The following is an 18,700-nucleotide window of genomic DNA, read 5'->3' as shown; positions in this document are numbered from 1 at the left end:
TCAGTCTCTTCTCAGTGATTCCCTATCTCAATTCAATTGTTTGCTCAGCCAGATTCCAACAAATACTAGTTGACTGAATTGTGCAACAGGGAGGGCGTGCGCCTTCCCGCAGATATGGCGAACACAAAACGTAAAGAATTGAGACACAGATGAGCGACAAGAACACGAGCGCGCAAGACGCGCAGGAAACCGCGACGATGCAGCCGCAGAACGCGGCAGCGCAGGCGCAGGATACCGACAACACGCAGATTATCGCAGCCGAGCAGACTGAGCAGACTACTGTGCAGCCGGTGCAGCAGGCGAACGCGGCGCAGCCGCAGGCAGCTGCGCCGAACGCCACGCAGAATGCGATGACCGCCCCGCAGCCATACGCGTTTGATTTTGCACAGCATCAGCAGGGGGCACAGCAGAACGCGCAGGCGAACGGCATGCCACAGAACGCAGGTGCCGTGCCACCGCAAGGACCTGTCGGCCCAGGCGTGCCAGGTGCGATGCCGAACAATCCGCAAGATCCGAAGAACGTGAAAGTGCACGACAAGCTGAGCAACAAGATGATCGGCCTCGTCGTGGGCATCAGCTTGGCATGCGGTCTCGCGGCGGGCGTCGCCGGCACTGCCATTGCGAATGCGATCTCAGATAGCAGCAAGCACGACGATTATTCGAAGTTCGAGTCCCGCGACGGCTCCAGCGGCATGGGGCAGATGCCGCAGGGTGGCTATGGCAACTCGAATGGCTACGGCAATTCCGACAGCGAAGGCGGCATGGGCATGATGCCAGGCCGCGGCAACCGCCAGATGCCGAACTCGCAAGACCAGGATTCGACTGACGGCAACAGCAACTCCGACAGTGATTCCAACAGCAAGTCGAACTCGAACAAAGATTCCAGCAGCTCGAATTCGAAGAATTCCGCAGATGAGAGCTCGTATTATTACGAGCTGCTCGGCTTGATCAACTCCTGACCCGATGCCCCGCCACGTGCGGGGCATTGTTGTATGCGCTCAACTTGTGCGCTCACCACACTTCGTCAATGTTGTTGACGAGTTTCACCACGATCGCGCGAATCTCCGGCACCGACACTTCCTGCGGAGTCTTCAGCCAGAATCTCACGCCGGAGATGAACGCGGTCGCCGCCATATCGAGCACCAGTGCACGGTTCACCGTCGCCGGACCGCGCTCGCCGTTCACCATATCCGCCGGTTTCTCATCGCCCGGTTTGCCGGCAAACAAGCGGTGCCACACGTGGTATTCAAGCACTTTCTTCCACTGCTCAATGAACCGCTCGCTCGGCTGCTCCAGCACGAGCAGCCGAAACTCAGTTTCGTGCTCGCGCAGCACGTCGACGAACGAGTTGAATGATTTCATCATCTCGTCTGTGCCGTCTTCGCGTATGCGCATCGGTTTCGCGCACATGAATAATTGGTAGAGCAGTCTGTCTTCCACCGATGTGAGCACCTGCCCCATGTGCTGATAGTTCGCGTAGAAAGTACTGCGCGCCACGAACGCGAGTTTGCACAGTTGCGATACACTCAGATCTTGCGCTGGCTTGCCGGTTTTCACCATCCACTGCACCAGCGCGTTCTCTATGGCGCGGCGCGTGGGCGTCAGCGTCGGCGCTTCGATGCGCGCCACCGCGGTGTAAGGGTTCACGTCAGACATATGACAAGCATAGAAAACAACGCGCGCAAATCTCAGACACTTTTCACTTTTTGTAGCGCGGAACTGTGCGCCGCCGCTGATCGAGCTATTTCAATGGATTGAATAGCGCACGGAAAGGCGGCTGAATTGAGTCAGACTGAACGCATCGGTGTTATTGACGTTGGCGGTGGATTGCGCAGCGCGTATGGCGCCGGAGTGCTCGACTACTGTCTCGACAACAATATTCACTTCGACTATGCGCTGGGCGTGTCTGCCGGAGCCGCGAATATCACGTCGTATTTGGCGCATCAGCGTGGGCGTTCACTGCGTTTTTACACGAAATACATTCACCGCAAGCAATACATGAGCGTGGAGAACTATCTGCGCACCGGCTCATATCTCGGACTCGACTACATTTACGGCACATTGATGAACGAAGACGGCGAAGACCCGCTCGACTACAACGCGCTGGTGCACAGCTATGTGCCGTATCGCATTGCCGTCACCGATGCGTTGAGCGGCAGGCCGCGCTTTTTGGGCCCTGAGAGCATGAGTCTCAACCATTATGACGCATTGAAGGCGACGGCGTGCTTGCCGGTGCTCGACAAACCGTACCCGCTCGATGGGCGGCCGTATTTCGATGGGACGATCAGCGACCCGATTCCGCTGCGGCAGGCGTTTGCGGACGGCTGCACGAAAGTGGTGGTTATTCTCACGCGTCCGCGCGACTTCTACCGCAACCCCGACAAAGACATTCTCTCGTCGATGATGCTCGCGCCCTCATACCCGAACGCCGCGCACGCGTTGCTGAACCGCGCGCATACCTACAATTACGAGCTCGGCTTGGCTAAACGCTTGGAATTGCAAGGAAAAGTGCTCATTATTGCCCCGAAGACGATTCGCGGCATGAGCACGCTGACGAAGAATTCCGATGCGATTCACAACCTCTACACCAGGGGTTACAACGATGCGCTGGCGCTCAGATCCTGGTTTGCCCCCGCTCACTAGGAATCAATCGAAGCGGAGGATGCGGTCACAGAAGTGCGCGGCGAGCTCCTCGTCGTGCGTGATCACCAGTACGCACACACCACGGTCGGCGAGTCGGCGCAATAGTTCGCCGACTTGCATCATGTGCGTGTAGTCGAGTCCGCTCGTCGGCTCGTCGAGCACCACCAGCTGTTTGCGCGCCATAAGAGCAGTCGCGATCGCGAGCCGCTGCTTCTGCCCGCCCGACAAACTCATCGGGTGCCGATCCGCGAATTCCAGCAGATCAAGCTCGCGCAGAATCTCATCGCAGCGTTCGCGCGCGCTGCACATATCAGCCGCATCAGCACCGCCGCGCATCTCCGTTTCGAGCATCACTTCTTCGCGCACGCTGTCTGCGAACAGCTGGTAATTCACGTCTTGCATCACCATCGCCGCATTATTCGCCAGTTTCGCCGGCTTCGCGAGCTTGCCGTCGAGCAGAATCTCGCCTGATAGCGGTTTGCCCAGCCCGCAGATCGTGCGTGCAAACGTGCTTTTGCCCGCACCGTTGCACCCCATGAGCCCGATGATCCGCCCGCCGCGCAGTTCAGCGTCGGGCACCTCGCGCGCGAACGCGTTCTTCGCGCGGCGGTGTGTGATGTGCGCGAGCAGTCCGCGCCCGCCGTACCCGACCACCAGATTCTTAGTGCTCAAAAGTGCTGGATTTTCAATGGTTTCCGCAGATTCAGCCTGCGCAATAATCCGCTTGATACGCTGCTGCTGTTCGCTTAGATCGCGCGAACGCAGTCCTTGGTCACGCAACTGCTGCGCAGGCAGCGCGGCGAACTCACGTGCGGAATACTCGCCGATAATCTGCCCATCGTCGAAGAGCACATATCGATCCGCGAGCCCGGCGCACCAGGCGAGGCGATGCTCAGCGATCACGATCGTGTTACCAGCGCACTTGAGCTGCATGAGCATAGTGCGCAGCCGTTCGATCGCGTCGGCGTCGAGGTTGCCGGTCGGCTCGTCGAGCACAAAAGCGCGCGGGTCAAGCATCGTCGCCGCAGCCACCGCGAGTTGCTGCTGCTGGCCACCGGAGAGCTGGATTATTGAGCGGTCACGCAGATGTTCAATATCGAACTCGCGCAGTCGCTCGCTTATTCGCGCGCGTATCTGCGCGGGCTCCATGCCCACGTTCTCGCACGGGAACGCGAGCTCATCGCTCGAATTCGCGTGGAAATACTGGGTTTTCGGGTTCTGGAACACCGAGCCGACGCGCGTGACATAGTTGTTGACCGATGTGTCGCCGGCGATGCAGTCGGCGGTGCGCGCGCGGCCGTCGAGCTGACCGGCGAAATGTTCGGGAGCCAGCCCGTTGAGCATGCGCGTCACCGTGGTTTTGCCGCACCCACTGCGGCCTGTGAGCACAACGACTTCGCCCGCGCGCACGCGCAGCGTTGCGTTGCGCAGCGCCGCACCACTCTCCGCGTCGGCGTAGCGGAACGTGCAGTCACTGAGTTCGCACACAATATCGGTCATTATTATTTGCAGTTCTTTCGTATGTTGGCAGATTACGGCAGAAGAATATGAAGGAGCATCGGCGCGCAGATCAGTGCGAGCGCGAACCAGTCTGCCGCGCGCATGCGCAGCTCGCTCGCACTGGAACGATTGCCCTGCAAGCCCATGCCTTTTGTGAGCGCGGAAACGGTGAGATCGCGCGCGACATTGGCTGCGTTCATCAGCAACGGCACGAGCACGTATTCGAGCGAGCGCATCGGGTGACGCCAGAAACCGCAGATGCCGCGCAGTTTCATGCTACTGCGAATCATGCGGTAGTCGTGCGCGATGGTCGGGAAGAAGCGCAGCAGCACGATGGCGGGGATGATGATTGCGTTCGGCAGGCGAAGTCGGCGTAGCGCGGCGACCAGATCGCCGGGGCGCGTGGTGCAGAATGCGCTCATGCCGGCGACGATGCACGGCAGCATCAACAGCAAGCCGGTGGCTGAGGCACCGAAGAAGTGGAGCCATGGAGCGGAGCCTGCGAAAGTGACGCTTGCCCAGTCCACGGCGCGCAGAATCGCGTAGAATCCCAGCATGTGTGCGGCGGTCAGCGCTTTGCCGCCGAGCAGCATCGGCAGCGCGAAGATGAGCACGCCAACGGTTTGCACCATAGGGCTCACGTGCAGGAACATCATCAGATTCGCCACGACGAGTGCGCATAGTTTCACACGCGGGTCGATTACTAGGCGACCCCGCGCAACAGTTGCCGCGGTGTGCTGCTCTTGTGCGCGAAGCACTGCAGCGTTTGCTGCGGCGTCGCTCATGCCAGCACACCGGCCTTCGCGAAGTGGCGGCGCATCAAACGCAAGCCAAACAGTGCGCCGAGCACCGCGCCTACGACGGTGGCGATCAGCACGATCACCAACGAGGTCGTGTTCACCGCGCTGAACAACGTGTTGATGTATGCGGAATCCTTGCCTTTGCGCCCCAAGTTGGCGATGTAGGCGTCTTTCATCATCCACAATGGCAGAATCGGGCCGGTGCAGCCGAACGAGAAGATCACATATCCACAGATCAGCGTGAGGCGGTTGCGGTATGCGCTGATGCGCGCCACTGCGTCACCGATGAGCGGGAACACGATGCCGGTGATCAGCGAAATCGCGAAGTGGCCGGAGATGAAGAGGAACAGCGCGAGAATCGTGCCCATGATGGTGATTGCGCCGAATCTGTGCACACGAGCCACCATCAGCATGAACACCGGGCCGGAAAGCAGCGCGGCGAGCGCGGGCAGCAGCAGATTGCCGACGACGCCGAAGATCGCCATGCTCGCGAGCGCGCACACGCCGACGATGGTGAAGTAGAGTGCGGAGAACACGCCGATGGTGATCAGGTCAGACACGGTGAGGCGTTTGTTTTCAAGGCTCGTGGCTGGGGTTTGGGCGGTAGACACTAGTCCTCCTCGGTCAGGGGTCGCACTCGATATATTCGTATACCATGCACTGCAATCTCATTATGCGAACACTCGCTGTGATAAGTAGCGAGCAGAGCAGCGCGCAATGGTTCACAATCTATTGGCAGAACGCAGGCTTGGCAATACTTCGGCGCTGAATCACCCAAACATTTCCACAATGCGGATACATTTCTGAACCTCCGCACAAGAGATGTGGCGCGCATAGTCTGAGGGCATAATCGCGCGAATCGCACAGGCTCGCGACTCACAATATGTATATATATCCGCGGTATGTCTAACACACATCACGCCGCACGCGCGCAAACATCGAGCAGGGAGTAGCCAAAATGTCACGTAACGCTACTATGCTCGTAGCGCTACGTAAACCGTATCGTTTTGCAACGGAACGGCGCACCAGCCAGGGGACTCGAGACCAGTAAGGAAGAGCGAAGAGAAGAATGCGCAACATCGGTTTCATTTTGCGGCGCGACTTGAAGCGTCTGATTCGCATACCCGCCGCCTGGGTCATCATCTTCGGCCTCACGTTCATCCCTGCGCTGTATGCGTGGTTCAACATCATCGGTTTCTGGAATCCGTACGGCAACACCGGTGGCATCACCGTGGCAGTCGCCAACGAAGACGCCGGCGCGAACAGCTCGCTCATGGGCAAGCTCGAGCTCGGCGATCAGATAGTCGACACACTCAAAAAGAACCACGATCTCGGTTGGACGTTCAAAACCAAAGCCGAGGCCATGCAATGCGTGGAATCAGGCAAATGCTACGCAGCCATAGTGATTCCGAAGAACTTCAGCGAGAACATGTCGAACGTGGTCACCGGTTCGGGAGACCGCCCGCAGCTCGACTACTACGTGAATGAGAAGGTCAACGCGGTCGCCCCGAAAATAACCGACGTCGGCGCAACCACGGTAGATCAGCAGGTCAACAGCACGTTCGTTTCGACAGTCAGCAAAGTTATCAGCGAGATAGTCAACAAAACAAACGTGTCGATCACCAGCAAAGGCAACGATGCGATCGACACGACCACCGCGAAACTCGACAAAACCAAGGCGACGCTTGAAAAATCGCGCTCGATGATCGCGGATCTGCGCACATCGCTCAACGGCGTGGAGAGCAAGACGCAAGCCGCGAAACAGTCCATCGCACAGGTAAACACCGCAATAGACGGCGCGTCGAGCGGACTTAGCTCCGCGTCCAGCCTGCTCACGAAAACGCAGGGCAGCATCACCACGTTCAGCAACGATCTTTCAACGCAGCTCGACCAGGGCAGCAACCTGTTCCTGCAGGCGAGCGGCAAGGCGAGCACTTCCGCCACGCGCGTGGCGAACGGCGTGCTCACGGCGAGCAACGCCACCGGCAGCGCGCTCAACGAACTCACGTCGGTGAACAAGCAGAATCAGCAGATTCTCGAAGACATGAAGAATCTGCCAGACGGCCCGCTCAAAGACGACATCAATCAGATCGTCTACGATCTCGGCCAGCAGAACGCGAAAGTGGCGAAAACGCTTGACACGCTCACGAATCTGAACAATTCGACCACTGCGGCGGCCAACAGCGCGCTCGACACCACAAACCAGTTCTCCACGACGTCATCCACCACGATGAACGCGCTTTCCGGTGCGCGCAGCACCATCAATTCCAGCGCAATCCCCCAGCTCAACTCCGGTCTCGGCACGCTCTCGGGCACTGCGGGCACACTCTCCGGCTTCGTCAGCAGTCAGAAAACGCTGCTGGGGCAGACGAATCTGATTCTCGACCAGCTGGCGCAGATCAGCACGTCCGCGTCATCGTCGCTCAAGGAAACCTACGATCTGCTCGGTCAGTTCGTCACGCGCATCGACAACGTGAACACCGATCTGAAGGCGTTGATGAACACGAATCTGCTGGGCACTGTGCTCGGCAGCGATTCCCTTGACGTTTCGAAAATCGCCGAATTCATGATGTCGCCGACCGTGCTCAATTCGCATACGCTCTACCCGATCGACACGTATGGCTCGGGCATGGCTCCGCTGTTCACGAGCCTGGCGCTGTGGGTCGGCGTGTTCATGCTGATGGTGCTGTTCCGCCTCGAAGTCGACGACGAGGGCTTCGAAGGCCGTCACGTGACGATCAAGCAGACGTATCTCGCACGCTACCTGCTGCTGGCTATCGTTGCCGGCGCGCAGGGCATCGTGTGCAGCGTGGGCGATCTGATCATCGGCGTGCAGTGCGTGAACCCGTTCGTGTTCGTGCTCACGGCGTGGTGGTCGTCGCTGGTGTATCTCTCCATCGCCTACGCGCTTTCAGCCACATTCATGCATGTGGGCAAAGGCTTGGTGGTCGCGCTCGTCATGGTGCAGATTCCGGGCGCTTCCGGCCTCTACCCGATCGAGATGATGCCGGGCTTTTACCGCGCGATGTATCCGTTCTTCCCGTTCACCTATTCGATCGACGCGTTCCGCGAAACGATCGGCGGATTCTATGACGCCCACTGGTGGCGCATGATGGGCGTGCTCGCCATATTCATGGTGTGCTCGTTCTTCGTTGGACTCGTTATTCGCCCGTGGATGGCGAATTTCAACCACTTGTTCGCGCGCGAAGTCGAGGAGTCCGACATGATCGTGGGCGAGCGCGTATATATGCCGTCTCGCAGATTCAATCTCTCGCAGGCGGTGGAAATACTCTCCGATCACGGTGAATACCGCCGCCGTCTCGAACGCCGCGCCGAGCACTTCGCCAAGCTGTATCCGCGCCTCATTCGCGGCGCGCTCGTCGCCGGCTTCGTCGTGCCGATCACTTTGTTCATCGTGTTCTCGTTCGTCGACACCGACGGTGTCAAACTCATCGCGTTGGCGACTTGGGGCATATGGATTCTCGTCATCATCATCTTCCTGATGGTGGTCGAATCGATTCGCGACAGTTTGCGTAACCAAGCTGAGCTTGGTTCGCTGAGCGAGTCGTCGTTGCAAGACATGATCATGTCGCAGAATCTGTTCGGCTTCTCGCATCACCACATCAGCTTGCGCGACAATATTGTGAACCATACCGCCGCCGCACACACTGCGCACGCCGACGCGGAGCGCGGCGCGCAGCATGATAATTCACAGCAAACCACCGCTCAGCAGAGCGCGCATACTGCGGCGACGAGCATGGCGGAACGTGCTGAAAATACTACAAATACTGCAGATAGTTCGGAAGAACAACGCGAAGAGCACACACTCGACTCGCTGGAAGACACGTTAGATCTCAATCTCGAGCAACTTCGCTCGCGTGAACGCAAACACCGTAGATGGGGTCGCAACAACCATGAAGGGAGGCACTCGGCATGAGAATGCTCGGCAAAATCTTCGTCGATGACGTGCGTCACCTGACGAGCAATATTGTTTCGATCATCATCACGATCGGTTTGATCGTTATTCCGGGACTCTTCACATGGTTCAACGTGACCGCATGCTGGGATCCGTTCTCGAACACCAGTAATCTACGATTCGCCATCGCGAACGAAGACGAGGGATACAAGGGAGATCTGCTGCCGATGAGCATTGACATCGGCAGTCAGGTGGTCGACACTCTGCGCGCGAACTCACAGCTCGACTGGACGTTCACCAAAACGAGCGACGAGGCGATTGACGGCACGAAATCCGGCAAATACTACGCCGCCGTCGTTATTCCGAAGGACTTCTCGAAGAACATGATGACGTTCTTCACCGACGACTCACATCACGCGACGCTCGATTACTACAACAACGAGAAACTCAATGCGCTCGCGCCGAAGGTCACTGGTCAGGGCGCCGACACGATCTCCGCGATGATCAATCAGACGTTCTCGAAAACACTTATCAGCACGGCACTGAATCTCGCGTCTTCGGTGATCACGCTGCTCGACAAGCCGGAGGCCAAGGATCGCCTGACGTCGTTCAATGCGAATATCGCTGATCTGGCTGGCATGCTGACCGACAGTTCCGACGCGTTGCGTGCGTATTCGTCGCTCACCGACTCCGCGCAGACGCTGCTCACGAGCTCGAACAAACTGCTTTCCGACGCGAATAAGTCCACAGATGACGGCGCGAGCAAGCTCTCGGAGGCGAAGAACGGCGTCAGCGATCTTTCCGGTGCGCTGAACACGTCGGTGAGCGCGCTCAGTTCCGCGCTGAGCACGTCGAAGACGAGTCTTTCGAGCTTGTCGGGCAGCATCAACTCGCTGTTCGCGGCGGTTGACAAGCAGGCGGGCAATGCGTCCGCCTCGATTCTCGATCTCGCAGGCAATGTGCGCACGGAGGCGAACGCATATGCTGCCACGCGCGACCGTTTGCAAGATCTACTCAACAAGTCGACGAACTTGACGAGCGGTGTGAGGGCGTTGATTCAGGCGTTCATCAACCGCATCGATTCGGTGGCGAACACGCTGGCACAGATCGCCGATCGCCTGACCAGTGCCGCGAACGACGTGACAGGCAAAGTGACCGACAGCAAGAACAGCCGGCAGGAGATCAAGGATCTGGCGAACAAGGCCGCCAACTCCATCGCGTCGATCAACAAAGATTTTGAAGAGACGATCAAACCTGATTTGACGGCGATGACCAACTCGTTCGCCGCCGCCGCGACTTCGCTGAAGTCCGCGTTCGGCACGCTGCAGAGCTCGCTCGGCAATCTCGATGATGCCGCGAGCAACGCGAAAACTCAGCTGACCAATGTGCACGATCTGATCAACGACGCGTCGGACCAGCTCAGCGGCGCTGCGAAAGATCTCAACAACTTCAACACGCAGCTCAAGAACGCACTGAACACCGGCGATATGAACACGGTGAAGCAGCTGCTCAGCGGTAGCACGTCGAAGCTCTCCGAAGAGCTGTCTTCGCCGGTTGAGCTCAACCGCAAGGCGCTGTTCCCCGTCGACACGTTCGGCGCCGCACTGACGCCGTTCTACACGTTCCTGCCGCTTTGGGTGGGCGCGCTGCTGATGGTGGTCACGCTGAAGATCGGCATTTCGCGCAAACGCCAGCAGGCGCTCGGCAACCCGAAGCCATGGCAGATCTTCCTTGGGCATTACGGCATTTTCGCGGCGATGGCGTTGATGCAGAGCACGTTCTCGTGCGCTGGCACACTGCTGTTCCTGCGCGTGCAGGCCGTGCACCCGTGGCTGTTCATGCTCGACGGGTGGATCAGCTCGCTCGTCTACTCGTTCTTCACCTACACGCTCGTCTCCACGTTCGCAAACGTAGGCAAGGCGATCGGCGTGCTATTCCTGGTGATACAGATCTCCGGCTCGAATGCCGCATATCCGCTCTCGATTCTGCCGCACTTCATCAGCAGCATCAGCCCATGGCTACCGGTGAGCTATTCAGTGACGGCGATGCGCGCCGCAATAGCCGGCATCTACGAGAACGACTATTGGATCGCGATCGGCAAACTGCTGCTCTTCGTGCTGCCGATGATCTTCATTGGCTTGGTATTGCGCCACCTGCTGCTTGGCTTCAACCGCTGGTATGAAGCCAAGGTCGAGAGCACCAAGCTGCTCGGGTGATCGCGATGACTGTGATTACTACTACGAAGGGTGCGGCGCAGCAGCCGGCTGGCAATGCGCTGAACGCGCCGAAGACTGACGCATCACGCCACGGCCAGCGCCGCGAACGCACCGACGAGAAGATCATGAGGGCTGCACTCGATCTGATTCTGACCCGCGGCATCGGGGCGGTGTCGATCGAAGCGATCGCCAAGCAATCCGGCGTGGCGAAAACCACCATCTATCGCCGATACTCGAATGTTGACGATCTGCTGCAGAATCTGTGCCCGGCTCCCCGCGGAAACAAGTTGGATTTCAGCGATCTCGAGCCAAGTTACGATTCGCTGCGCATCGTACTCACCCGCATCATCGATGGATTCGACAAGGAGTTCGGGCTCAAGGCGATCGGCATGGTGCTGACATCGAACAACCAGCATCTGCATGCGTTGGCGGATCGCGTGATCGGCCCCGTGCAGCAACGTTTCTCGGAGTTCATCGCCAAAGGCATGGCTTCGGGGGCGTTCAAGGAGAACATCGATGTGCCGTTTGTGTTCCAAACGGTTATCGGCGCGATGATGGCGGCCAAGGCTCTCTCGTCCACGCCGCACAGCGCCTGGGTCGACCAGACGGCAGCGCTCCTCTACCCTGCCATCTCCGCATCGTAGAATCCGCGCTGCGCCCTTGCAAATAAACGGGAAAAGAGGGAACACTAGACCAATAAAAACTTTCAGGAAGCTCTCAGAAAACTCTCTCAAAAGCTCAAGTATGAGGTGCCTACAATATAGGCATCAGCTGAAAAGCTGAAACACCTTCTTTCTTCTTCTCTTCTCTCTGAAGGCTCGGCGGATCCCCTTAACCGCCGAGCCATTTTCCCTTTTTGCACCCTTTTTACCCCTCCTGCCCACGCTTTTCGCCCATCCTCGGCGCTCAATCCTCCCCCCCACCCCCTTATTTTGCTGGCGGGGATATAAAACTCGAGTATGGGCATGTATACGTGCTACAAAAATGGCTATTTTCCAACGAAAAGAAATGGCGGATACTCGGGGCTATAAGAGTTTTATATCCCGCCAGCAAAATAGTGGCGAATGCACGGGATCATTGAGGGTGGAAGCGCTGCGAGTGCGCGCTATTGCAGGGGCTACGATACGAGTATGGAAGAATTAGCGAAGTCGCAACAGCCGGGCATGCATAACAAGCTGCCCGGCTGGATCTCGTGGGTGCTGGGACTGCTGTGCTTCTTGGATTTTCCAGTCGCACTGATCATGTGCCTTGTCACAGGCATGGACTGGGACAACACAGTGACCGACATCACGCCACAATGCGACGGATACAACTGCACCACCCCGCAGCAACATATGCGAGAGCGGACGCTGCTCATTCTGGTTCAGCTGCTCTGCCTAGCCATCGCCGTTCTTGCGTATTACATCGTGAATGCATGGCTTGCACCCAACCTGACGATGCGTTCGCGAGCGCTCATAAGCGGCGGTCTGTTCCTTGCACTCGTCGTCATGCTCACTGCAGCGGGTTATGGCATCACCCGCTGGTCCGAAAACCCTTCAGACACCGCGATGCTGCTTGCGTCACTCATCGTGCTTTCCATATGGGTTCCGTACCTGCTACTTCGCAACAAATACAGGTATTACGTTCCGACTACGCAATACGTACCTCCCGCCAAGCCCACCAAACCTAGCGAGCCCGCCGAAGCCGCCAAGCCCACTGAGCCCGCCGAACCCGCCCAAGAAAAACCTTCAGAAGATCCTGAAGGAAACTCTCAGCAGCAAGAGGATCCTCAACACAGCAGCGAGGCGTCCAATAGCGAACGCCCCGCGTAATCGCGCATCACAGTTGCACGCGGCGATCCTTGTAGTAGAACTCGCGGTCGTGTTCGCCGACCTCGCGCAGCACGCGGCATGGCGTACCCACTGCCACGACGTTCGACGGAAGATCCTTCGTCACCACACTGCCTGCGCCAACCACCACGTTGTCGCCGATCGTCACGCCGGGCAGCACCGTCACGTTCGCGCCGAACCAGCAGTTTTCGCCGATATGCACCGGCATGTTGAACTGATACCCTTGCGCGCGCAGCTCTGCGTCGATCGGGTGGCCAGCGGTTGTCAATGTCACATTCGGGCCAAACATCGTGCGTGAGCCGACGTAGATGTGCGTGTCATCCACGCAGGTGAAGTTGAAGTTCGCATACACGTAATCGCCAAAGTGAATGTGCGCGCCAGCCCAGTTCGCGTGGAACGGCGGCTCGATGTAGCAGCCCTCGCCAATTTCCGCGAACATCGAGCGCAGCAGTTCGTCGCGGCGCTGCTGCTCGTGCGGGCGGGTCTGGTTGTAGTCGCACAGCAGTTCCAAATGATCGGCCTGCGCAGCCATAATCTCTTCGTCGTTCGGGTAATACAGCTCGCCCGTATGCATGCGTTCTGCTTGTTCGCTCATGTTGCTCCTTCGCAATCCTTAGTATTTCTCCACTGTTTAAATATCTTACTCTACGCAAGAAAATATATATTTTATGCAGCCGTGCACGGGCGGCGGTACGCTGAACACCATGACTTCGCAACCATCAAACTCAGCGAAACATATCGCGCAGAACAGCGAGCGCAGCAGCTCCCTCACTCGTTTTGTCTGGCCGGGCATCGGCGTGCTCGCGCTCATCGGCGTCGTGATTCTCACCGTCAGCGTGCACGCGCACGGCATTCTCGCGATCGACCGCGCGGGTTATGGGTTCATCTCCGCGCGCATCATCTCCGATTCGCTCACGCCGGTTATTCGCGTGGTCACCAAGGCGGCAAGCGCGGTCACGCTCATCACCATCGCCGCGGTGATGCTCGTCGTCACAAGTCTGCGACACCGCCCGCGTGTGGGTATTGCCGTCGCGCTCAATCTCGCGTTCATCGCGGGTATCAATGAGATTTTCAAAATGATTATGCAGCGTCCGCGCCCGAACGTGCCGAGGCTTGCGGTTGAGAACGGGTACAGCTTCCCGTCTGGGCACGCGATGGCGAGCACTGCGTTCTACGGGTTCCTCATCTACCTGACCTACCGCTATGTGCACAATCGCGCAGCCAAGTGGGTGATTATTGTGTTGCTGGCGCTGCTTGTGCCGACGATTATGTTCACGCGAGTGTATTTGGGCGTGCACTATGTGAGTGACGTGCTCGCCGGCTGCCTCTGCTCGATCGCGTGGCTCACGCTCGTCTGGGTGCCGATCATGAAGCACACCCTCCTCAAGTAGTTACCAGTCCTTCGCCTTCCTTACACAAAAAGAAAGAGGCTCGGGAAGGGAACCGAGCCTCTGACAGAAGAGAAGAGAGAAGAAGTATTCAGTTATAATTATCGCCAACCTCCCGGCTGGTGATTACATACTAAGCCCGCCATTCTTGGCACAACAGAAAAAGAAGCTGGGAACACGCATAAAACACCCTCGAATCTTCCTCAAACCACTTCTGTAACACCGTCGTGCGCATTCAGCAGGATAAGTCTGCTAACTGCACTCCAGTGATCTTCTTCGCGTGCATGCAACAGAACCGATCTGTGCAACGTGCGCTAGTGACTCTCCTCACGCACAAACAGCAGAACCAATCTGCACACTGCACGTTAACTCTCTTCCTCACGCACACACAACAGAATCCTCCTGTCCGCTGCACGCGAGCGCACTCCCTCACGCACACATAACAGAACCAACCTGTTCACTGCACACGAGCCTGCTCCCTCACGTGCATACAGCAGAACCGTCCTGTCCAGCGTGCAACAACGATCCTCCTTACGCACACGCAACAGAACCAATCTGCCCACTGCACGCGAACTCTCTTCCTCACGCACACACAACAGAGCCATCCTGCCCACCGCACGCGAGCGCGCGCGCTCGTCTGCAAATAGCAGAACCGATCTGTGCAGCGTGCGCCAACAGCTCTCCTCGCGTGCACGCAACGGAACCATCCTGCTGACTGCACGCGAGCGCAGTCCCTCGCGTGCTCGCAACAGAATCACTCTGTGCAGTGTGCGCCAGCGGCCCTCCTCACGCACACATAGCAGAACCAACCTGTCCACTGCACATGGGTGTACTCCCTCATCTGCATACAACAGAATCGTGCTGCAAAAAGCACGTGGGCTACAGCCGCGGGGCGCGACGATAGGCCACTGGCGCAGTAGTAACCAGTTCGAACAGCGCGCATACTGCCAGCACAGTAAGCGTTGCCAGCAGCCACCACTTCAGCGGGAACACCGTTGCCACCGAGCCAAAGGTCGGAGCCATGACCTGTGCGGTCCACCATGCGCCAAGCCAGATGCAGAATGCGGACTGCGCGCTCGCCACGAGCACGGCAATCATGAATTGCAAGAGTTGCTGAGCAATCTGCTGCATCGGCGTCTCGCCAGCCAGAGCGCCCATGGTCATCGTCGCGTGCTGGCGACGCCCTTCCATGACCAGCGACATCAGCGCGGAACTCATCGCCATCAGCAACGGCAACGCGCACAGTGCTATCAGAGAAGCAATGTCAGCCTGCACGCTCGACTCATTTCCGCCGTGAGTGGCGAGTGCCGAGGCGAGCGTCCACGCCAATGGCAGCAGCAATTGGCTCGGCAGGAGCAGATCGCCTCGCAGATTCACGACGCGCTCAGCGCTGAGCTCTCATATTTGATGCTGCATATGCGGCGCAATGCCGCGGATCCGCAGTTCGATGAGAAGTCGCGCGCGGAGTTCGCGTCGCTGGCGCAAAATGCCGGCGACGCGCTGCGCAAAGTGCGCGACATCGTGCACGATCTCTCCCCCGACGAGCAGACTACTGCTGTTTCCACCGGCGTCACTGACGAAAATATTGAACGGAACAATATTATTCAGTTACTGCGTGAAGACATCGAACACAGCGAGTCGATGCTGCGAGATCTGGGATTCACCGGCTCGATCTCCGTGCGCGGAGATCTGCGCACATTGCCCACGCCCGCGCTGGAGTTTGCGCGCACTGTATTGACCGAACTCGTGGCGAATATTATTCGCCACGGCGAACCCGCGCACTATCTCGTGCAGATATATATTGATAGCAGTCTCCGCATAGAGTCACGCAATCGCGTGCGAACAGCCTCCCAGTTGCCGCACTCCGGGCATGGTGTGGCGGCGCTCAGGCGTGCGGTTGCGCAGCACCACGGAACTGTGACCGCGCAGCTCGACGGCGACACTTGGCACACGGTGGTCACTGTGCCGCTGCCTTTCTTTCCGACCAATATATATACAGGTCGCAAAGGCTAGAGCAGTTTGGGCGCGCAAAGCAGCAGGCGGCAAAAGAACAAAGCAGAAAAAGAAAGAGGCTCGGGAAGGGAACCGAGCCTCTGACAGAAGAAGAGAAGAGAGAAGAAAATGTGTTCAGTTATTCAGTTGTGCCCAACCTCGCGGCTGGTGATTACATAATAACCAGCCCACTCTTGACGCAACTCTAAAGAAACCTGAGAGTTTTCTGAATTCTGTGCTGCGCCGGTGAAAAAGGAGATGCTGGCGTCACCGATAAGCGAGCAACCGCCGCCGGAAAGAGCCAGCGGAGGCATCCTGGCGCCTAATATTGCTTACGAGGCGACATTATCAGCGCTTTTGCGATGTATGTGATTCAGGAAACGTTGAAACTCCGCCGCTTTCCAACTGGCTTACCTGCGCAAACAGCCAATAACGTCTCCTTGTAAGCGAAATAGCGCGCAATAGCGGCAGTGGCCGGTTGCGCTGACTCAATGCAGCGCAACCGGCCACTGTCTGCAACCCTGTTCGCCGCTTCCTTATTGCGCAAGCGTGAACTGGGAGTTGTAGATGTCGGCGTAGAAGCCGTTCTTGGCGAGCAGTTCGTCGTGCGTGCCGCGTTCCACGATGTCGCCGTCTTTCATCACCAAAATCATGTCGGCGTCGCGAATCGTGGAGAGGCGGTGCGCGATCACGAACGACGTGCGGCCTTCGGTGAGCTTGTCCATCGCCTTCTGGATCAGCTCCTCGGTGCGCGTATCGACGGAAGAGGTGGCTTCGTCGAGAATCAGAATCGGTGAATCCTGCACCATTGCTCGCGCGATCGTCAGCAGCTGCTTCTGGCCTTGCGAGAGCGTGGACGATTCATCGAGCACCGTGTCGTAGCCCTGCGGCAGCGAGCGCACATAGTGGTCGAGCCCAACGGCCTTGCATGCGGCCATGATCTGCTCGTCGGTGACGCCCTCCTTCGCATAGGCCACGTTCTCGCGCACCGTTCCGTTGAACACCCAGGTGTCTTGCAGCACCATCGAGAACTGGTCGTGCACGTTCCAGCGCGGCACGTCTTTGGTGTTGATGCCGTCGATGGAGATGGAACCGCCGGCGATCTCGTAGAAGCGCATCAGCAGGTTGACCATAGTGGTCTTGCCGGCGCCGGTCGGTCCGACGATGGCGACCTTTTGGCCGGGTTCGATGTTCGCGGAGAAGTCATGGATGATGAGCTTGCCCGGGTCGTACCCGAACTTGACATGTTCGAAGCTCACACGACCCTCGACAGGCGTGATCTCGCCATTGCTGCCACGACCGAGCAATGGCTGCTTGTCGCTTTCGTCGGCGAGCTCCGGCTCGTTGAGGAAGCTGAACACGCGTTCGGAACCGGCGGCACAACGCTGCAGGTTCTGGAATGCCTGCGCGAACTGCGAGAGCGGCTGGGTGAACAGGCGGATGTACATCATGAAGGCCACGATCACGCCGAATTCGATCTTGCCATCCATCGCGAGCGCCGCACCCACCACGCAGACGACCACATAGCCGAGGTTGCCCACAAGGTTCATCATCGGCATCATCAGGCCCGAGAGGAACTGGCTCTTCCAACCGGAATCGTAGAGGTCGTTGTTGTAGCGTTCGAAGCGGCGAATCGCGTCCGCCTCACCACCGAACGCCTTGACGACGGTGTGGCCGCTATACATCTCTTCGACGTGTCCGTTGACGTCACCGAGCGCGATCTGCTGGCGCACGAAATACTTCTGCGACACCTTCATCACGACGAGCATCAGAATCATGCCGAGAATGCTCGCGCCCACCGCGCACAGCGCCATGATCACGTTGTTCTTGAACATCATCACCAATGCGCCGAAGAACAGTGTGATCGACGAGATGAGCGAGCCGAGCGACTGACCGAGCGTCTGCCCCACCGCGTCGACGTCGTTCGTGATGCGGCTCATCACATCGCCGGTGCTGTGCTCATCGAAGTATTTGAGCGGCAGCTTGTTCATCTTCTCGTCGATCGCCGTGCGCAGATTCTGCGCGGTGCGCTGTGTCACCGTCGCCATCATCCAGCTCTGCACATATGAAAGCAGAGCATACCCTGCGTAAAGCGCCACGAGTGTCCATCCGATGCGTGCCACCGCGCTCATGTCGATCGAACCGAGCACTGGCTTGCCGTTGACGAGCGCGGGCAGTCCCTTGGTGATTTCGTCGGTCATGTCACCGAGATAATCCGGGCCGATGATCTGGCAGATCGCACCGCCCACACCGAGGATGAGCGCGATGATGATCGCCGGAATATATTTGCGGCTGAACCGCATGAGATCTTTGAGCGCGCCGCCGAGATCGTCGGCTTTCTCCGTTGACGCTCCGCCACGAGGTCCGTGAGGACCCATTCCTGCTGGCATTGTATGTCCTTTCAAAACGACTGTTT

16 protein-coding genes are annotated in these 18,700 nt (G+C 58.2%); 8 read left to right on the top strand and 8 right to left on the bottom strand.

What is annotated here, in order from left to right; translation table 11 throughout:
- The first annotated feature begins 149 nt into the window (after window positions 1-149).
- On the top strand, window positions 150-959 hold the full coding sequence (locus GSD1FS_RS03530) for a hypothetical protein (RefSeq protein WP_155588393.1): 810 nt from the start codon (window positions 150-152) through the stop codon (window positions 957-959).
- A 52-nt stretch (window positions 960-1,011) separates the two neighbouring features.
- On the opposite strand, the gene GSD1FS_RS03525 is transcribed toward GSD1FS_RS03530, so the two are convergent.
- On the bottom strand, window positions 1,012-1,656 hold the full coding sequence (locus GSD1FS_RS03525) for a hypothetical protein (protein WP_155588392.1): 645 nt from the start codon (window positions 1,654-1,656) through the stop codon (window positions 1,012-1,014).
- Window positions 1,657-1,782: 126 nt separating this feature from the next.
- On the opposite strand from GSD1FS_RS03525, the gene GSD1FS_RS03520 reads away from it, so the two are divergent.
- Window positions 1,783-2,643 carry a patatin-like phospholipase family protein gene (locus tag GSD1FS_RS03520; RefSeq protein WP_155588391.1) on the top strand — a complete coding sequence of 287 codons (861 nt, stop codon included), beginning with the start codon at window positions 1,783-1,785 and terminating at the stop codon, window positions 2,641-2,643.
- Window positions 2,644-2,646: 3 nt separating this feature from the next.
- Here the strand turns inward: GSD1FS_RS03520 and GSD1FS_RS03515 are convergent, their stop codons facing one another.
- From GSD1FS_RS03515 to GSD1FS_RS03505, 3 genes are read right to left on the bottom strand one after another with little or no spacing between them, the layout of a single operon-like run.
- Window positions 2,647-4,143 carry an ABC transporter ATP-binding protein gene (locus tag GSD1FS_RS03515; RefSeq protein ID WP_155588390.1) on the bottom strand — a complete coding sequence of 499 codons (1,497 nt, stop codon included), beginning with the start codon at window positions 4,141-4,143 and terminating at the stop codon, window positions 2,647-2,649.
- 32 nt (window positions 4,144-4,175) lie between these two features.
- Window positions 4,176-4,928, bottom strand: a complete 753-nt coding sequence (locus tag GSD1FS_RS03510) for an energy-coupling factor transporter transmembrane component T family protein (protein WP_155588389.1) — start codon at window positions 4,926-4,928, stop codon at window positions 4,176-4,178.
- A complete protein-coding gene (locus GSD1FS_RS03505; RefSeq protein WP_343030184.1) occupies window positions 4,925-5,554 on the bottom strand; it encodes an MptD family putative ECF transporter S component in 630 nt (209 codons plus the stop codon). Before GSD1FS_RS03505 ends, GSD1FS_RS03510 begins: the two co-directional genes overlap by 4 nt.
- Window positions 5,555-6,012: 458 nt before the next feature.
- Here GSD1FS_RS03505 and GSD1FS_RS03500 point away from each other — a divergent pair, with 458 nt between their 5' ends.
- From GSD1FS_RS03500 to GSD1FS_RS03485, 4 genes are all read left to right on the top strand, one after another.
- Window positions 6,013-8,880 (top strand): YhgE/Pip domain-containing protein, encoded by a 2,868-nt coding sequence (locus GSD1FS_RS03500; RefSeq protein ID WP_155588388.1) that lies wholly within the window; start codon window positions 6,013-6,015, stop codon window positions 8,878-8,880.
- On the top strand, window positions 8,877-11,075 hold the full coding sequence (locus GSD1FS_RS03495; RefSeq protein WP_155588387.1) for a YhgE/Pip domain-containing protein: 2,199 nt from the start codon (window positions 8,877-8,879) through the stop codon (window positions 11,073-11,075). The genes GSD1FS_RS03500 and GSD1FS_RS03495 overlap by 4 nt, the downstream gene beginning before the upstream one ends.
- A 5-nt stretch (window positions 11,076-11,080) precedes the next feature.
- Window positions 11,081-11,719, top strand: a complete 639-nt coding sequence (locus GSD1FS_RS03490) for a TetR/AcrR family transcriptional regulator (protein WP_155588386.1) — start codon at window positions 11,081-11,083, stop codon at window positions 11,717-11,719.
- A gap of 486 nt (window positions 11,720-12,205) precedes the next feature.
- Window positions 12,206-12,886, top strand: coding sequence for a hypothetical protein (locus GSD1FS_RS03485; protein ID WP_155588385.1), 681 nt, complete (start codon window positions 12,206-12,208; stop codon window positions 12,884-12,886).
- A 7-nt stretch (window positions 12,887-12,893) separates the two neighbouring features.
- On the opposite strand, the gene GSD1FS_RS03480 is transcribed toward GSD1FS_RS03485, so the two are convergent.
- Window positions 12,894-13,499, bottom strand: coding sequence for a sugar O-acetyltransferase (locus GSD1FS_RS03480; RefSeq protein WP_155588384.1), 606 nt, complete (start codon window positions 13,497-13,499; stop codon window positions 12,894-12,896).
- A gap of 109 nt (window positions 13,500-13,608) precedes the next feature.
- On the opposite strand from GSD1FS_RS03480, the gene GSD1FS_RS03475 reads away from it, so the two are divergent.
- On the top strand, window positions 13,609-14,295 hold the full coding sequence (locus GSD1FS_RS03475; RefSeq protein ID WP_155588383.1) for a phosphatase PAP2 family protein: 687 nt from the start codon (window positions 13,609-13,611) through the stop codon (window positions 14,293-14,295).
- A gap of 876 nt (window positions 14,296-15,171) precedes the next feature.
- Here the strand turns inward: GSD1FS_RS03475 and GSD1FS_RS09485 are convergent.
- Window positions 15,172-15,567: a hypothetical protein gene (locus GSD1FS_RS09485; RefSeq protein WP_196425017.1), complete on the bottom strand. Its 396-nt coding sequence runs from the start codon at window positions 15,565-15,567 to the stop codon at window positions 15,172-15,174.
- Window positions 15,568-15,585: 18 nt separating this feature from the next.
- Between GSD1FS_RS09485 and GSD1FS_RS09480 the strand changes: the two genes are divergently transcribed.
- A complete protein-coding gene (locus tag GSD1FS_RS09480) occupies window positions 15,586-16,305 on the top strand; it encodes a histidine kinase (RefSeq protein WP_196425016.1) in 720 nt (239 codons plus the stop codon).
- A 122-nt stretch (window positions 16,306-16,427) separates the two neighbouring features.
- Here the strand turns inward: GSD1FS_RS09480 and GSD1FS_RS03465 are convergent, their stop codons facing one another.
- Entirely contained in the window at window positions 16,428-16,598 is a 171-nt protein-coding gene (locus GSD1FS_RS03465; RefSeq protein WP_155588381.1) for a hypothetical protein, read from the bottom strand.
- A 222-nt stretch (window positions 16,599-16,820) separates the two neighbouring features.
- Window positions 16,821-18,674 (bottom strand): ABC transporter ATP-binding protein, encoded by a 1,854-nt coding sequence (locus GSD1FS_RS03460; protein WP_425481777.1) that lies wholly within the window; start codon window positions 18,672-18,674, stop codon window positions 16,821-16,823.
- Window positions 18,675-18,700: the final 26 nt, after the last annotated feature.

The organism is Bifidobacterium canis (assembly GCF_009727065.1).
Classification (GTDB): Bacteria; Actinomycetota; Actinomycetes; order Actinomycetales; family Bifidobacteriaceae; genus Bifidobacterium; species Bifidobacterium canis.
This window is presented reverse-complemented; position numbering and strand designations above follow the sequence as displayed.

What these genes read in the sequence shown, in the direction of transcription:
- GSD1FS_RS03485 (WP_155588385.1), top strand. Translation starts at nt 12,206, where the DNA reads ATGGAAGAATTAGCGAAGTCGCAACAGCCGGGCATGCATAACAAGCTG.
- GSD1FS_RS03510 (WP_155588389.1), bottom strand. Translation starts at nt 4,928, where the DNA reads ATGAGCGACGCCGCAGCAAACGCTGCAGTGCTTCGCGCACAAGAGCAG.
- GSD1FS_RS03460 (WP_425481777.1), bottom strand. Translation starts at nt 18,674, where the DNA reads ATGCCAGCAGGAATGGGTCCTCACGGACCTCGTGGCGGAGCGTCAACG.
- GSD1FS_RS03480 (WP_155588384.1), bottom strand. Translation starts at nt 13,499, where the DNA reads ATGAGCGAACAAGCAGAACGCATGCATACGGGCGAGCTGTATTACCCG.
- GSD1FS_RS03490 (WP_155588386.1), top strand. Translation starts at nt 11,081, where the DNA reads ATGACTGTGATTACTACTACGAAGGGTGCGGCGCAGCAGCCGGCTGGC.
- GSD1FS_RS03525 (WP_155588392.1), bottom strand. Translation starts at nt 1,656, where the DNA reads ATGTCTGACGTGAACCCTTACACCGCGGTGGCGCGCATCGAAGCGCCG.
- GSD1FS_RS03515 (WP_155588390.1), bottom strand. Translation starts at nt 4,143, where the DNA reads ATGACCGATATTGTGTGCGAACTCAGTGACTGCACGTTCCGCTACGCC.
- GSD1FS_RS03475 (WP_155588383.1), top strand. Translation starts at nt 13,609, where the DNA reads ATGACTTCGCAACCATCAAACTCAGCGAAACATATCGCGCAGAACAGC.
- GSD1FS_RS03500 (WP_155588388.1), top strand. Translation starts at nt 6,013, where the DNA reads ATGCGCAACATCGGTTTCATTTTGCGGCGCGACTTGAAGCGTCTGATT.
- GSD1FS_RS03530 (WP_155588393.1), top strand. Translation starts at nt 150, where the DNA reads ATGAGCGACAAGAACACGAGCGCGCAAGACGCGCAGGAAACCGCGACG.
- GSD1FS_RS03465 (WP_155588381.1), bottom strand. Translation starts at nt 16,598, where the DNA reads ATGCCTCCGCTGGCTCTTTCCGGCGGCGGTTGCTCGCTTATCGGTGAC.
- GSD1FS_RS03495 (WP_155588387.1), top strand. Translation starts at nt 8,877, where the DNA reads ATGAGAATGCTCGGCAAAATCTTCGTCGATGACGTGCGTCACCTGACG.